At 41.9% G+C, this 15,239-nt stretch carries 10 protein-coding genes, 1 other RNA gene and 1 pseudogene; 3 read left to right on the forward strand and 9 right to left on the reverse strand.

The window, feature by feature from the left end; translation table 11 throughout:
* Positions 1-34: 34 nt before the first annotated feature.
* The 3 genes from RR876_RS01865 to RR876_RS01875 form a co-directional block, all read right to left on the reverse strand.
* Positions 35-3,583: an ESPR-type extended signal peptide-containing protein gene (locus tag RR876_RS01865; RefSeq protein WP_332477516.1), complete on the reverse strand. Its 3,549-nt coding sequence runs from the start codon at positions 3,581-3,583 to the stop codon at positions 35-37.
* 669 nt (positions 3,584-4,252) lie between these two features.
* Positions 4,253-5,575, reverse strand: coding sequence for a Xaa-Pro aminopeptidase (gene pepP / locus RR876_RS01870; RefSeq protein WP_332477515.1), 1,323 nt, complete (start codon positions 5,573-5,575; stop codon positions 4,253-4,255).
* An 80-nt stretch (positions 5,576-5,655) separates the two neighbouring features.
* Positions 5,656-6,288, reverse strand: coding sequence for a UPF0149 family protein (locus RR876_RS01875; RefSeq protein WP_332477514.1), 633 nt, complete (start codon positions 6,286-6,288; stop codon positions 5,656-5,658).
* A 64-nt stretch (positions 6,289-6,352) separates the two neighbouring features.
* Here RR876_RS01875 and RR876_RS01880 point away from each other — a divergent pair, with 64 nt between their 5' ends.
* The 3 genes from RR876_RS01880 (at position 6,353) to ssrS (ending at position 7,474) form a co-directional block, all read left to right on the forward strand.
* Positions 6,353-6,904, forward strand: coding sequence for a hypothetical protein (locus RR876_RS01880; protein WP_332477513.1), 552 nt, complete (start codon positions 6,353-6,355; stop codon positions 6,902-6,904).
* Positions 6,905-6,906: 2 nt separating this feature from the next.
* A complete protein-coding gene (locus tag RR876_RS01885; RefSeq protein ID WP_004694243.1) occupies positions 6,907-7,191 on the forward strand; it encodes a cell division protein ZapA in 285 nt (94 codons plus the stop codon).
* A 99-nt stretch (positions 7,192-7,290) separates the two neighbouring features.
* A non-coding RNA gene (gene ssrS, locus RR876_RS01890) (6S RNA) lies at positions 7,291-7,474 on the forward strand.
* Positions 7,475-7,759: 285 nt separating this feature from the next.
* On the opposite strand, the gene RR876_RS01895 is transcribed toward ssrS, so the two are convergent.
* From RR876_RS01895 to mumR, 6 genes and pseudogenes are all read right to left on the reverse strand, one after another.
* Positions 7,760-9,481, reverse strand: coding sequence for a biotin carboxylase N-terminal domain-containing protein (locus tag RR876_RS01895; protein WP_332477554.1), 1,722 nt, complete (start codon positions 9,479-9,481; stop codon positions 7,760-7,762).
* Entirely contained in the window at positions 9,481-11,064 is a 1,584-nt protein-coding gene (locus RR876_RS01900) for an urea amidolyase family protein (protein ID WP_332477512.1), read from the reverse strand. The genes RR876_RS01895 and RR876_RS01900 overlap by 1 nt, the downstream gene beginning before the upstream one ends.
* A gap of 33 nt (positions 11,065-11,097) precedes the next feature.
* A complete protein-coding gene (locus RR876_RS01905; protein WP_332477511.1) occupies positions 11,098-11,904 on the reverse strand; it encodes a putative hydro-lyase in 807 nt (268 codons plus the stop codon).
* Positions 11,897-12,679, reverse strand: coding sequence for a 5-oxoprolinase subunit PxpA (locus tag RR876_RS01910; RefSeq protein WP_332477510.1), 783 nt, complete (start codon positions 12,677-12,679; stop codon positions 11,897-11,899). The genes RR876_RS01905 and RR876_RS01910 overlap by 8 nt, the downstream gene beginning before the upstream one ends.
* A gap of 35 nt (positions 12,680-12,714) precedes the next feature.
* Positions 12,715-13,969 (reverse strand): annotated as a pseudogene (locus RR876_RS01915) (NRAMP family divalent metal transporter).
* A gap of 345 nt (positions 13,970-14,314) precedes the next feature.
* Positions 14,315-15,226 carry a LysR family transcriptional regulator MumR gene (gene mumR, locus RR876_RS01920; protein ID WP_332477509.1) on the reverse strand — a complete coding sequence of 304 codons (912 nt, stop codon included), beginning with the start codon at positions 15,224-15,226 and terminating at the stop codon, positions 14,315-14,317.
* Between the last annotated feature and the right edge of the window lie 13 nt (positions 15,227-15,239).

Consider the following 15,239-nt stretch of genomic DNA (forward strand, 5'->3'; position numbering starts at 1 on the left):
AAAATAACCTTCCTTAGTTTTCATCGATTATGTATTAATCAATTACACCGCTGACGCCGATACGGAAACTCGGATCGCCTTCAGAAGCAGCAGCAATACCACCAGTTAATGACCAACGTCCATTATCAGCAGTCTTTCTTAAAGTCACACCTACCGCATTTTCACCACTATGATGAGCTGCAGCAGCTGCATAAGTCCACTTACCTGCTACATAAGGAGCTGTTTCTAATGCCATAGCAGCAGCAATACCAGCATTTGCACGTTTTTCTACACTATCAATACGTTGATTTGTGCTAGTAAATACTTGCTCTAGTTGATCACCTAGATTTGTGATTTTTTGATCAAGTTGATTGTCCCGATTATTCAATGCACTTAAAGCATCGCCCACATTATTATGAGAACCCCCACCGACGTTATAAGTCGGACCGGTATTGGTTTCATAATTTGCGCCACCACCTAAGTGGTTATAAATATTAGTATTACTTGTATGAAGTTGAGATCCATTAATAGCATCTTTTGAATCTTTACTAATAGACCCATCAGCAACTCCACTCACCTTCTTATTACCAGCATTGATGCCTGTATCTTTATCTATAGAAACATCGCCAACGCTAATTTTATTGGTATTTACAGAGTCGAAGTTGACGTCTTTCTTGGTCGCAACATTATAGTTAGTACTACCATCTTGATTGGTAGACTGGCTGACAATAATGTTGTCGCCTTCTGAAACTGTAGTTTTAGCTTTAGTTACATTGTTATTCACGTTATTAATCGCATCATGTAACTGACCACCGTTCACAGCATCTTTTGAACCTTTAGCTATCGTACCATCTTCGACATTTGTAACTTTCTTGCTTCCAGCATCGATACCATCTTTGGTTACACTTGGACCACCTTTGATGGTTAAGCCATCATTATTGACCGTTGTATCACCAGTTTGAATACTGCCGTCTTTACCTAAATTAAGATCTTTAGCCAAATCCATCTTAATTTGATTACCGTTTTTACTCACTTGGATGTTGCCATCAGTGTTTGTAAAATCAACAGTATCACCAGATTTCACAGCACTTGAATTTTCTCCATTTGCTGTTAAATTCCAACCTTGATTAGCATTGTTTACTTTAGTATTAATTGAATCAATCGCATCATGAATGGTGTTCTTGCCCGTATTACCGACATTAGAAGTCGTTACACTGCCATCAGCATTTAGTGATGTATTACCACCAATACTGTTTTTAATGCTGTTTGCAGTATTATGAAGCTGGCTACCATTCACTGCATCTTGTGATGTACTCTTAATATCGCCATTGGCAACATTGGTAATTTTCTTTTTACCTGCGTCAATGCCTTGCGCTGAAATGCTTGGACCATCTTTGATGCTTAAGCCAGCATTGTTAATGAACGTATCACCAAGCGTGACTGAGTCGAATTTAACGTCTTTATTCGTCGCAACTTTATATTCTTTGCTGCCATCAGCATTGGTGACATCTGTAACCGTGATGTTGTCGCCTTCAACAACGCTAGTTTTAGCCGCCGCTGCAGCTTTATTAACTGAGTCAATCGCATCATGAATGGTGTTCTTGCCCGTATTACCCACATTTGAAGTCGTTACACCACCATCAGCATTTAGTGATGTATTACCACCAATACTGTTTTTAATGCTGTTTGCAGTATTATGAAGTTGGCTACCATTCACTGCATCTTGCGATGTATTGTTAATATCGCCATTGGCAACATTGGTAATTTTCTTTTTACCCGCATCAATGCCCTGAGCCGTAATACTTGGACCGTCTTTAATGCTTAAGCCAGCATTGTTAATGAGCGTATCACCAAGTGTGACTGAGTCAAATTTAACGTCCTTCTTCGTCGCAACTGTTAGGTTATTCGCTTCACGCTTAATCTCAATGTTTTCACCATCCAAGAATTGAACAGTATCTGAGGCTTTTACTGCACTTGCAGTATCACCATTCGCTTGGATCTTCCAAGTTTGGTTTTGCAAGTTGGCAATATCACCCGTATTGCTAGTAATTTGCTCATCCTGTTTGGTCACAGTTTGGGTCAAATTAGTCACATTTTGATTGGTGCTGTTTAATTGGCTACCATTCACTGCATCTTGCGATGTACTGTTAATATCACCATTGGCAACATTGGTGATTTTCTTCTTGCCTGCATCAAGGCCTTGAACCGTAATGCTTGGACCGTCTTTAATGCTGAGGCCAGCATTATTAATCGTCGTATCACCCAGCTTCACAGAATCAAAGCTGACATCTTTCTTCGTCGCAACTTTATATTCTTTGCTGCCGTCTGCGTTGGTGACATCGGTAACTGTGATGTTGTCGCCTTCCACAACGCTAGTTTTCGTACCAGATCCAGCATTTTTTTCAATTGCTTCTGCGATAGACGCATAGTCATTACCAGCGACATTAAATGGCCCAGTTAACTTGCCATTATCACCTACAGTAACGCCACCGCCAATAATATCTGCAGCGCTATTTGCAACATTACCCAATACCACATTGGTTCTGTAAAGTTGGCTGCCATTAATACCATCGGTGCTTGCAGCACTAATTTGACCAGCTGCAACATTTTTAAGCTGACGTTCAGCTCCGGCAGATCCTAAAGAAACTTGATCACCCGCCTGACTTGCAGCACCCGCAAATGATCCAAATTTTATGCCATCAATGGTTGCTTCTGTTTCTTTTGTTGCATCGGTATCGGTATTTGATTTTGAACCAATTGCGACAGCATTCGTTTTTGTTACTTTAGAGGCATTACCAATAGCAACACCACTACTTTTTTCTACTCTTGAACCAAAACCTAAAGCTGTGGATTCTTTTGCATTGGCAGCAATAGAAGAGTTTGAGCCCAAGGCTAAACTTTTCTCAGCACCACCTTCAACAGATGCCTTACGGCCAATCGCGACAGTATCTCCAGTATTATCTCCAATTTTAGAAGCAATACCGATTGCAACACCACCGTCAGAATTGCCTGAATTGGCTTTTGCACCAATTGCAACTGATGCATTATCCACATCTGTTTGCGCTTGATCGGCAATTGCCCCTGTGCCAATAGCAACACTGTGCGCCCACGCCCAAGTGTCATTACCAATGGCAACACCACCTTTGTCATCGCCACTATTTGCATTTGCATTACGGCCAATCGCAATACCATCATTGATCACATTTGCATTTTCACCGATGGCAATACCACCTTGTTGTCCAGTACCAGCAGCAACATTAGCAGAACAGCCAATTGCAATGGAGGTTGAGATGTTGGTCACTGCTGAACCACAATTTGGATCAGATATAGCAATAGAATAAGCTGAAGAATCATCACCATTGCCTACTTTCACCGCATACAGTTGTGGTGAAAGTGAAAGTAAAGCTGCAGCTAATAGACTTAAATTAATCGTTTTTTTTGTTTTCACTATTGTTAATTCAGTACTAGAGCTTGCAACCGCTTTACTACGAGTTGACGAATGCCCTTTCGCTGTTGCTAGCTCAGAAACGGCAACCCATGCACCGATTGCAGCGTTCCAAATTACTTTATAAATTTTATTCACACCAACCCGCCATTGTGACATAAGTCACATTAATAAATAATAAAGAGACAAAATATGCAGAAGGTGGGCATTATATTCATTTTTTATAATTTATCTATACTTGAGATATAATTTTTTAATCTTTTTTTGCATAAAAGCTATTTAATCCCTAGTGCTGCCAAGTTAAAGCTGGCTATGAATACCATCAAGCCCATAAACCAGATCTTTCATATAACGGATATTTTGTTAATTTTAGGAATGCTTAATCAAAATAAAAGATGCAGTTCAAATCATAAAAGATCATGAGCATTTAAAATTCATTCTGGAACATTTGGCATCCAATGAAATTCTGGGGATAATTAGTACCAAAAGATTATTTAAAACAAACTATATTATTGTTTTAAATTTATTATTTCTATATTCGCATTTTTTTAAAAATCTATTATTTAACTCAAACCAGGTAAATAAATATTACCTTTCGGGGTGAGGTTATTGGAGATTTGATTAGACATAAACTAGATATTAATAACTGAATTTTCAAAGATTGTATTTTAAACGATTAATTTTTTGACATAAATAACAGTATAATAAAATCGACTATTCATCGAATTAATGCTGATTTTAAAGCTAACAATTCAGCCTATTTAAGATAAACACCTTATAAAAAATAAAAGCCGATCACATGATCGGCTTTTATACAGTAAATTATATTTATCGCGCCATTAACGCTTCAATTTCGTCTACCGACTTCACCACTTTCGCAGTCAAATTCAGTGGACCGTTTTGGGTTGCTACGATGTCATCTTCAATACGAATACCTATACCACGCCATTTCGCCTCAACCGTTTCATCATCAGGCGCAATGTACAAGCCTGGTTCAACCGTCACCACCATGCCTTCTTCATAAGCACGCCATACACCTTCTTGTTTGTATGCACCTACATCATGCACATCCATCCCCAGCCAGTGTCCTGTACCATGCATATAAAACTGACGGAAACTTTCCTTTTGGATTATCTCTTCAATATCACCTTGCATAATCCCCAGATCAAGTAGACCTTTCACTAAGATGCGCACAGCAACATTATGTGGTTCTTTATACGAGTTCCCTACACGCACTGCGTCAATTGCGGCAAGTTGCGCATCAAGCACTACATTATAAAGTGCTTTTTGCTCAGGGCTGAACTTTCCATTGACAGGAAAAGTACGGGTGATGTCTGAAGCATAATATTCATATTCACACGCTGCATCGATCAACACCAAATCGCCATCTTTCAGCTCTTTGTTGTTCTCTACATAGTGCAAAATGCAGGCATTTTCACCACCACCAACAATGCTGTTATATGATGGCACGCAGCCATTTTGACCAAACACATAATTCAGTTCAGCTTCTAGAGCATATTCCATCATACCCGGCTTAACAGTTTGCATGGCACGAGTATGCGCTTGTGCAGAAATATCAGAAGCTGTTTGCATCAATGCAATTTCTTGTACTGATTTAAACAAACGCATTTCATCTAAAATACGGTCTAGCTGTATCACTTGTGCAGGTGCAGCAGTCCCACGACGTGACTCACCATTGGCCGTCGTGATCCATTTTGCTACACGCGCATCAAATTCAGGTTGTTGCCCAATACGATAGAATAATTTTTCTTTGCTTAAGAGTTTTTCAATGATTTCTTCATCTAACAAATCTATCGCATACGCTTCGTCAGCTTCATAGTCGTCTACCGCACCATCCACACCTGCGCGGTAACCATTCCAGATTTCCATCTCGCGGTCACGCTCACGGCAGAACAAACTGTAGCTGTACCCATCTTCATCGTCTTCGGCAAAGGTTTCAATAACCGCTACGGCTTCCGGCTCAGCAAAACCAGTTAGATAAAAGAAGCTGCTATCGGTACGGTATTTATAGTCTGCATCACGATTACGCATCGCCACTGGACTGGTTGCAATAATAGCAATACTGTTCGGACCCATTTGTGCAGCCAAACGGTCACGGCGTTCCTGAAAATCCACTTGCGTTAGTTTCATGTTTGATCTGTCTTTTTTATACCAAAGAATAAAAGTGCCACGCGCACCTTATCATGTACGCGCAGCAAGTCTTATGCCAATCAGCTTGGGCGATGCGGCGTAAACATTTCTACAACATTGTTCGCTTCTGTTACAGAACGATCAATTTTTTGCTTGTTATGAAAGTGTTTCAGCAGAGAACTTTCCTCTACCGCAATCTTTTTGCGGCCTACAGATAAGCTCACAGGAATTAAACGTACAAACTCGTATAGCTCTTGATAGCTCTCTTCCCCCTCTTCATCATCATCAGTTTCTTCAAACTCAACTGCCGCCACATCTTGTAGATGTTCGATCAGTTCCATTTCATCCGGGCGAATATGACCAGACGCCAAACCAAAGCCCAGCACTACGCCTGCGCACCAATCCGCCAAAGCTTGTACACGGTCTGCCAACGTATGAGTATCATCGGGAAGTAACGGTAAATAGTCCAACTCATCGTCAGAAAGTGCATGTGCGACATCTTCTGCTTCATCGGCTAACAAAGCCAAAGCTTCTTCGCTTAACTCTGGAATTTCCAAAGTCGTGAGGATGTGTTGCCACTCTTCACGGCTCGGCGCTTGAGTTACACAAATGATACCTGTGAGTAAACCATGTAACTCACTTGGGCTAGAAATCTCTTCAATTTTAGAAAAATTTGGCTGCCATTCTGACCAACCTGAAATATCGTCTTGCATTCGTTTATCCAATCTCTATACTTCTTATATATTACCTTTGTTTGCAGCACTGTGCGACCACGATATGTTAGAAGAATTACAGCGTCTACAGGCGCATATTGGCGTTTTAAAAACGCGACTTGCTCATTTTGAAAGTGAAAATAGCACTTTAAATGCAGCTAAACTGGATGCTGAAGAACAGCATCGTTCTCAAGTTGTGCAAAAAAATGGCTTAATTACCCAGAAACAAGAACAAATTGATGACTTAACTGAGCAATTAAGCAGCGCTCAGACCCAATATCAACACTTAAATACTGATGCGACTGCTTTGGCCGATCGTTATAGTCGTTTGGAAAAAAGTTGTACGGATTTAAAAAATCGCTTTCAGGAAATCTTGGCTGAACGTAATGAATTACGTGCAATTAAAGAAAAAATGAACAATGATCAGCGTCAAGCTCAGCAAGAAATCCAAGCACTTCAGCAAGAACGTGAAAGATTGTTACAAAAAAATGAGCATGCCAAAACTAAAGTCGAAGCCATTATCCAACGTTTGGCTATTTTAGGTACAGAGCAAGATCATCACGCGCAAGAAATTCAACAACTTGCCCACCCTACTGAAGCTGGCGAGGAAGTTTAATCATGAGCGAACCAATTACCGTTGAATTACGTGTCTTAGGTCATAGCTTTCGTTTAGTCACAACGGAAAAAGAAAAAGCCGACCTTGAACGTGCAGCTCTGCTTTTAAATGATAAATATGATGAATTTCGCCGTAAAGCGCCACGGGTAGAACCCAGTAAAATTATCATTATGGTGGCACTAGAGTTAATGCAAGAAGTGTTGTCGATGAATAAAACACTGCAAGAGTATGCACACGCAGAACGATTACTGGCAAATATTATCGATGACGTTGCAGAACTTGTTTAAACTCGACTGAATTGAATAAAGTATCAACACTTACTCCAGTTGTTTACAGTTCGTAGCGGTGTATGAGTTGCCATCAGCGTGAGATTCGTTATACTTAAGGCAACTCTGAGGTGTTCGCCAGCGGGTCTATTCCCCTGCCGATACTTAAACTTATGGATGTGTTCTGTATATTTAGAGTGTATGCCCACTTTCATGTGGGAAACCCAGCAAGTATACGTCGCGTCCACCTTGAACTCATCGGGTTCAGGGTAACGACACATGCAGCGGCATCTTCGGAGTACTTTATTTAGTTAAAAATAATAATTACATACATCCCTAATACTTTTATTTTTTAAGCTTATTATTTTAATTTAGTCCCACTACTATCCAACTTAACCAAAGTGATTCTTGAATCCCCCTATCCTTTTAAATAGCGCTTTTATTGGACTATTAAATCTTTATCGAACCATTTTTCTACTTCATTTGTCCATAAAACAAAGCTAACCACCCCTCAATTTTTAAGAATTCCAAAACGAAAAACCTGACTTAGCTGGATACTGCATCAGGTTCATTCACATGATTTAATTTTTTAGCAAATCGATCCAATAATATGCTCTACGTGACAGGTCACTCCCTGCTGAGCTATCAACTGAATTACCCCGCTTTGATGTGCAAGTACAGGGACTTCCATTTTCATGGCTTCCATAATTGCCACCACTTGCCCCTCTACGACCTGTTCCCCACTTTCTACCTTCCAAGCGCTAATCACGCCATTGATTGGTGCAAGTAAGTGTTCAGCACTCACTGCTGTTTCTGTAGCTGGTTGGTCTTGAGACGTCATTGTAGGGTTTTGTGCAAACATGCCCGCAGGTAAGCCTAAACGATGTAATTTCCCATCAATTTCAATATAGCTGAGTAACATCGGCTGTTGATGATTCGGAATACTGCGTTTCGTTGGCTTTAAGTCCTGTTTAAAATCATTTTCAATCCAACGAGTATGGACATTAAATGTGTCGGTAAAATCAGCTTCATTTAATACAGCACGGTGAAAGTCTAAAACTGATGCAACCCCTTCAATTTTAAATTGCTTCAGCGCACGTTTAGCGCGGGCAATAGCAATTTCACGGGTTGGACCTGTGATAATCAGTTTGGCCATAAGCGAATCAAAATGACTCGACACCAAAGAGCCTGTACGAACACCTGTGTCTACGCGTACGCCCTGACCAAACGATGCTTCAAATAAACTCAATACACCAAATGCAGGAATAAAGCCACGAGCAGGGTCTTCAGCATTGATACGAAACTCAATGGCATGCCCTTGTGCTTTCGGGGTTTCTTTGATTGAAAGTTCATGACCTTGAGCCACACGAATTTGCTCAACCACCAAATCGACATTGGCCGTTTCTTCCGTGACAGGATGTTCCACCTGTAAGCGGGTATTAACCTCTAAAAAAGAAAGCTTTCCATCACGGCTCAGCAAATATTCTACGGTACCTGCACCGACATAGTTGGCTGCCTGACAGATATTTTTAGCCGAAGTTAAAATTTCCTCATAAATTGCATCACTGATAAAAGGCGCTGGCGCTTCTTCAATCAGCTTCTGATTACGACGCTGTAGTGAACAATCGCGTGTACCTAAAACCACTACATTGCCATGTTGATCGGCAATCACTTGCGCTTCGACATGGCGGGGTTGATCTAAGTATTGCTCAACAAAACACTCACCGCGGCCAAAGGCAGCTTGCGCTTCACGTACAGCCGAATCATACAGCTCTTTTACATCTTCCAGTTTCCAAACGACTTTTAAACCGCGACCACCACCACCAAACGCGGCTTTAATCGCAATAGGTAAACCAAACTGCTTTGCAAACTCGAGGGCTTCATCAGCATTATTTAAGGGGTCTTGTGTTCCTTGAACTAAAGGTGCACCCACTGAAGCAGCTATCTTACGTGCTTCAATTTTATCACCCAATTTTTCAATGGCGCTTGGCGATGGCCCGACCCACTTTAAGCCTGCATCAATCACTGCCTGTGCAAATTCAGCACGTTCAGATAAAAAGCCATAACCCGGATGAACCATGGTCGCTTTGGATTTTTTAGCAACCTCAAGAATGGCTGGAATATTCAAATAAGTTTCACGTGCAGTTGCACCCGCTAAACCCCATGCTTCATCCGCCAGTTCGACATGCATACTGTCCATATCGTCATCGGCATATAACGCAACTGAGCTAATACCCATATCGCGGCAAGCATGAATAATACGAACGGCAATTTCACCACGGTTTGCAATTAATAATTTTTCAGTAATCATCATTCATTCTCAAAATCTGTAAATTCGGTCATTTTTTTAAATTTGATTTGGCACCCTGCGGGAATCTGTGCCACCAAGTCCCAATGGTGCTTCGCCACAGCCGCAATAACGGGGTAGCCACCAGTTAAAGGATGGTCATTCATAAACAGTACAGGTTGACCACTGGGTGGAATCTGTAAGGCACCAATACAAGTTCCCTCACTTTCCAACTCATGGGTAATTTTGCGTTGCAACGGCTGCTCACCTGAAAGTCTCAGTCCAACCCGATTGCTTTCATTCGTCACAAGCCAAGCTTGCTGACATAAGCGCTCAATGCTCTCCGCTTCGAACCAATCCGTTCGCGGTCCCATCACAATGTCGAGCTCTACTACATCGCCGACTTTGGGCAAGTGTAACTTCGCAATTTCAGTATTACTGATATTTGAAACTTCAACCTGTCCTTGATAAACCGTATCCCCCATTTTTAGAGGTTCTGGTCCTAATATGGCCAAACTATCAAATGAGGCACTATTCAGCACAGACTGCACATCGATACCACCACGAATCGCCAGATAATTTCTCAGCCCTGCCGTCGGTGCTTGAATCTGAAATTCATCACCTTCATCAAGAGCAATCGCTTGATAACTGCCAAAGTCAGTCTTTTGTCCATCACTAAATTTCACGTGGATATTTGAAATCGCTCCCGTAACCGCAATGACTGCGGACTGATGCATTTTGGCTTTCAAACCACCATTTAAAACTTCAATCACAGGCATCGGAGTTGGGTTACCGACAATTCGATTTGCACTGTGCATCGCCGATACATCCATCGCCCCTGCAACACCAACCCCAATCTTGGTCTGGTTAAAACGCCCTTCATCTTGGATCAACATCTGTAAACTTGGTGCAGTTACCGTAAACAAAGGCATGGAGTGTTTGGGCTCAACTGTACGAGTGACTTGCTGTGGTACGCTAACCGTGGTCGGTTGATGTGTGACATCTTCAAAATGTACTGTCATCCCCGGTAACAGTAGCGCTGGATTTTTACGCTCTAGATCCCACATTTTTTCAGCAGTCGTACCGATCAACTGCCAGCCCCCCGGACTATCTTTCGGGTAAATCCCTGAATATTGTCCTGCCAGTCCCAAAGAACCCGACGGTATTTTTTTACGTGGCACAGCTAAACGAGGAATATCTGTAAAAGGTCGATCGGGACTGCTCATATAAGCAAAGCCCGGCGCAAAGCCAATAAAAGCCACATTCCAAACACTTTGACGATGCTTCAAAATCACATCGGCAATTGAAAGCCCTTGTAACTCTGCAACTTGAGCAAGATCTTCGCCCGTATAGCAGATAGGAATAATCAGCTCTTGGACATTACGCTCACCGCCTGAACCAATTTTTACAGTCTGAATCGAAGTAACCAGTGTTTTAAAGCTGGTCTCGATTTCATTAAAAAATACCAAAATCGTTTTTGCAGCAGGGACTAAGTCTTTAATTCCATTCAATTGCATCGTGTGCAATTTATTGTACAACGCCAATGTTTCCTCTAGGCTGGCAAGCTCTATGAGAAAACAATCCGCGTTTACCGATAAAAAACGCATATGCCTATCCTTTTAATTGTTCTTTAGTGCCGCTTAACCCATCCATGCACGATCAGGAATGTCAGTAATGAACATATGACCGGGTGCATGGCTAATGGCAAAAGGAATTTTTGAGTTCATCACCGCTGCTTGTGGGGTTACACCACAAGCCCAAAACACGGGAATTTCCCCAGCCTCAATACGTGAAGCATCGCCAAAGTCTGGCTGATTCACATCACGGATGCCTAAACCTTCAGGATGTCCAATATGCACGGGAGCTCCATGCACACTTGGCATCCGTGCTGTAATTTTGACGGCATCCGCAATTTGATGGGATGGAATTGGGCGCATAGACACCACCATGTTGCCCGAAATACGTCCCGCAGGCTGACACTGAATATTACTCAAATACATCGGTACATTGGTCTGATCTTGGATATGACGAACTTCAATGCCCGCTTCTTGCAGTGCTGTTTCAAAAGAGAAACTACAGCCAATGAGGAACGTTACCAAGTCAGGATGCGCATGATAAATGTCACTCGCATCCGTTACTTCATCGACCATTTCACCCTCTTTCCAGATGCGATAACGTGGAAAGTCGGTGCGTATATCTGAGTTTTCTGCCAGTCTTGTGGCATAAACACCTTCCTCTAGCACATCTAAAACAGGACAGCTTTGCGGATTGCGATGTGCATACAGTAGAAAATCATAAGCCCAATCTTTAGGCACCGAAATCATATTGACCTGTGTCATGCCCGCAGCCATACCCGCCGTTGGTTTGTCAAAGCCTGCACGGATTTTTAAACGTGCCGCTAAAGCGGCTTCAAGCTGCGCTGAATCGACTTGGATATCCTTATACATTGCCTACTTCCTCATGCTTTAAAACAAAGGGACGAATTTCAATATGATGATTTAACAGTTCAGCTTTAATCGCAGCCGACATCTCTAAAGCACCCGCGGTGTCTCCATGTAAGCAAATCGTGTCCGCTTGAATAGCAGTAAATACCCCATCAATCGACTCAACACCGCCATTTTTCAACATAGACACCACACGGCGTGCCACAAAGGCCGAATCATGTAAAACAGCCCCATCCAAACGACGTGAAACCAATGAGCCATCACTGTTATAAGCACGGTCTGCAAAAGCCTCAGATACAACCTTTAAGCCGGCTGCACGTGCTTGCTCAACCAAGTGGGAACCTGCCAGTGCCACCAAAACCAGTTCTGGGTTATACATTTTAATGGCATCAATCACCGCAGCGGCCTGAGCTTGATCGTGTGCAATGGTGTTATACAGTGCACCATGTGGTTTCACATATTGCACTTGAGAACCAGCCACTTTGGCTAAACCATCCAGCGCGGAAATTTGATACAGCACATCTGCAATCAGCTCATCACGTGACACATCCATATTGCGGCGACCAAAACCGACGAGGTCTGGATAAGATACATGCGCGCCAATCGTGACATTTAATTCAACAGCTTTACGCAGTGTCTTTAAAATCCCCAGCGGATCTCCTGCATGAAAGCCACATGCAATGTTGGCACTTGTCACCACAGGTAGAATTTGGTCATCATTGCCCATTTTCCACGAACCAAAACTTTCACCTAAGTCACTATTTAAATCTACAAACATGGCTTAATTCCTTTATCACTTCACCGTCTACTGGCTTAAAGTTTGGTTAAATAATTAAAGACTGTGGTAAAGGACATATAGCCCATCCACCATGTCAACATACATGTGAGTACACCCAAAATAAGTAACCATTTTGGATAGTTATAATTCCCCATCATATCTTTACGGCAAGCGGCAACATAAACAAAAATAGTCAAACCAATTGGCAGTACCAAGCCATTAAAGCCACCAACAAAAATCAACAGTCCAGCAGGGGTTGCGCCCAGTACGACATACAGTAATAAAGCTAAAGAGATAAATGTAATGGTGGTGTAATTGGTTTGTTTTGGACTGAGGTTTTTCTTAAATGCCGTAAAGAATGAAACCGAAGTATAAGCGGCACCAATGGTACTACTGATCCCTGCTGCCCAGAAAATCAGACCAAATAATTTATAACCAAAAGTCCCTGCGGCATATTGAAAAGCTTGCGCTGCTGGATTGGCATCATGGCTGGCTAAATCAATGCTTGCACCACTCACCACTACACCCAAGAAAGCTAAAAACAGCACATAACGCATGATGCCCACAACCACAATACCTTTGGTTGCAGCTCTTGCGACTTCATCAATATTTTCAGGGCCAACCGCACCTTTATCAAGTAAACGATGGGCGCCTGCATAGCAGATATAGCCGCCGACCGTTCCACCAACAATCGTAGTGATGATGGCAAAATCAATCTGGTCGGGTGCAAACGTTTGATGAACAGCTTGGCCCACAGGTGGCATCACAATGACAGCAACAATGATAATCAAGATGATTTTGAGCAACCCCAAAACGATCATGCTTTTATCCATGGCCAACGTGGCTTTTCTTGAAGCAAAAATTAAAATGGCCAAAGCACCACTTAAAATGCCGCCCCATTTGGTGTCTAACCCAAATAAGGCATTGAGACCTAAAGCCGCACCTGCAATATTACCAATACTGAAGAAGAAGCCACCCAAAATGACCAGAAAAGCCAGTAAGTAACCACTACCTGGCAAGGCTTTGTTGGCAATATCCGAGGCACGCATTTGCGTCAGTGTTACGACACGCCAAATATTTTGCTGAACCACATAATCAATCAAAATAGACACAAGAATGGCAAAGCCAAACGCCGCACCCAATTTCACAGTAAAGACCGCGGTTTGAGTTAGAAAACCAGGTCCCATTGCGGAGGTTGCCATCATGAAGATTGAAGCAACAATGGCCCATTGGCGATCTGATAAAAAAGAAGATTTTAATAAAGACATATTTAATGCGTTCCTCGTCCATTTGAGCTTAATAACGCTATTTTCAAGTTGAACCAAGAACATCATTTCGTTTGCAAATTCTGTTCTTAAATCCCTTTAACTGACAAAGATTCCCTGTTGCCCAACCAAAGCCATGGCGGATCAAATCTTCTATTTGAAATAAGAACATAGGCAAGCACGATGAACAATACGACTTTTTACATCCATTATTAAAACTAAATAACTGTATTTTATTATTTTTTATTTATTAAAAATCTAATGATAAATTTTACTTATCACGCACGATAAGCTGCTTTTATAGTTTTTCAAACAAATTACGTTTTGAGATAGAACAACACTGTTTGTAAAAAGGCTGCGCGTGCCTCAATTATTTTTTAATTTTCTCAAGCAGTCTTTTCATTGCACTTTCAGAAACAGTGACTGCGACATCGGTTAGTTTTTCTTTCAAGGCAGCATCATTTCCTTGCATATAAATCGAGGTGAAATGAAAGGTTTTGAGCTGGATCGGGGTATTTAAAATTTCCAAACGACCACCGGTAATTTCCTTTAAGGCCGTTAAGGTCGGCACAACGGCGATCCCCAAACCTTGCTCCGCAAGACGCAATAAGGTCGCAAGCGAATAACTGGTAATAGACAGCGGCTCATCCAGTGCCTGCTCTTTCATTTTGGCCTTGAGCTCTTTATAGGGATAGGTAATTTTCGGGTAAGTTAAAATGGTATGAGACATTAATGCCTTAAACGACATTTGACCCACACCACCTTTAAAAGATGGAGCTGCCAAGAAACTCAGTTCAAAGTCGCACAGTGCCTGCTCTACACACTCAAAAGCCAAAGTGGGGCCCAGCAAAAAGGCCATGTCCAAATCCCCAGTACGCACACCTTCTTGCAAATTTGGGGTTAAATCCACCACAATTTCCACAGAAACTTTAGGAAACTCTTTTTGTACTTTTTCGATATATTCAACCAACCACGTATAAACGATCGTCTCAGAAACACCTAAACGAATTGTTCCTGTGAGGTGTTGGTTTTCAGTCAACTCAGCCACCAAATCGGTTTCCAAACGCATAAACTTTTCAGCATATTTAAACAGGGTCATGCCTTTATGGGTGGGTTTAAGCTGTCTAAAGCTGCGATCGAGAACTTTAAAACCTAAATCATTTTCAAGAGAGGTGATTTTTTGTGAAACGGCAGGCTGAGTCGTTTGTAATTTTGTAGCAGCCTTATTGAAACTATTTAAAGTCACAACCCAATAAAACGCTTCTAGATTTTTTAAATTCACCCTGAACCCTGCC

The organism is Acinetobacter sp. (assembly GCF_036666595.1).
In the GTDB taxonomy this organism is placed as follows: Bacteria; Pseudomonadota; Gammaproteobacteria; order Pseudomonadales; family Moraxellaceae; genus Acinetobacter.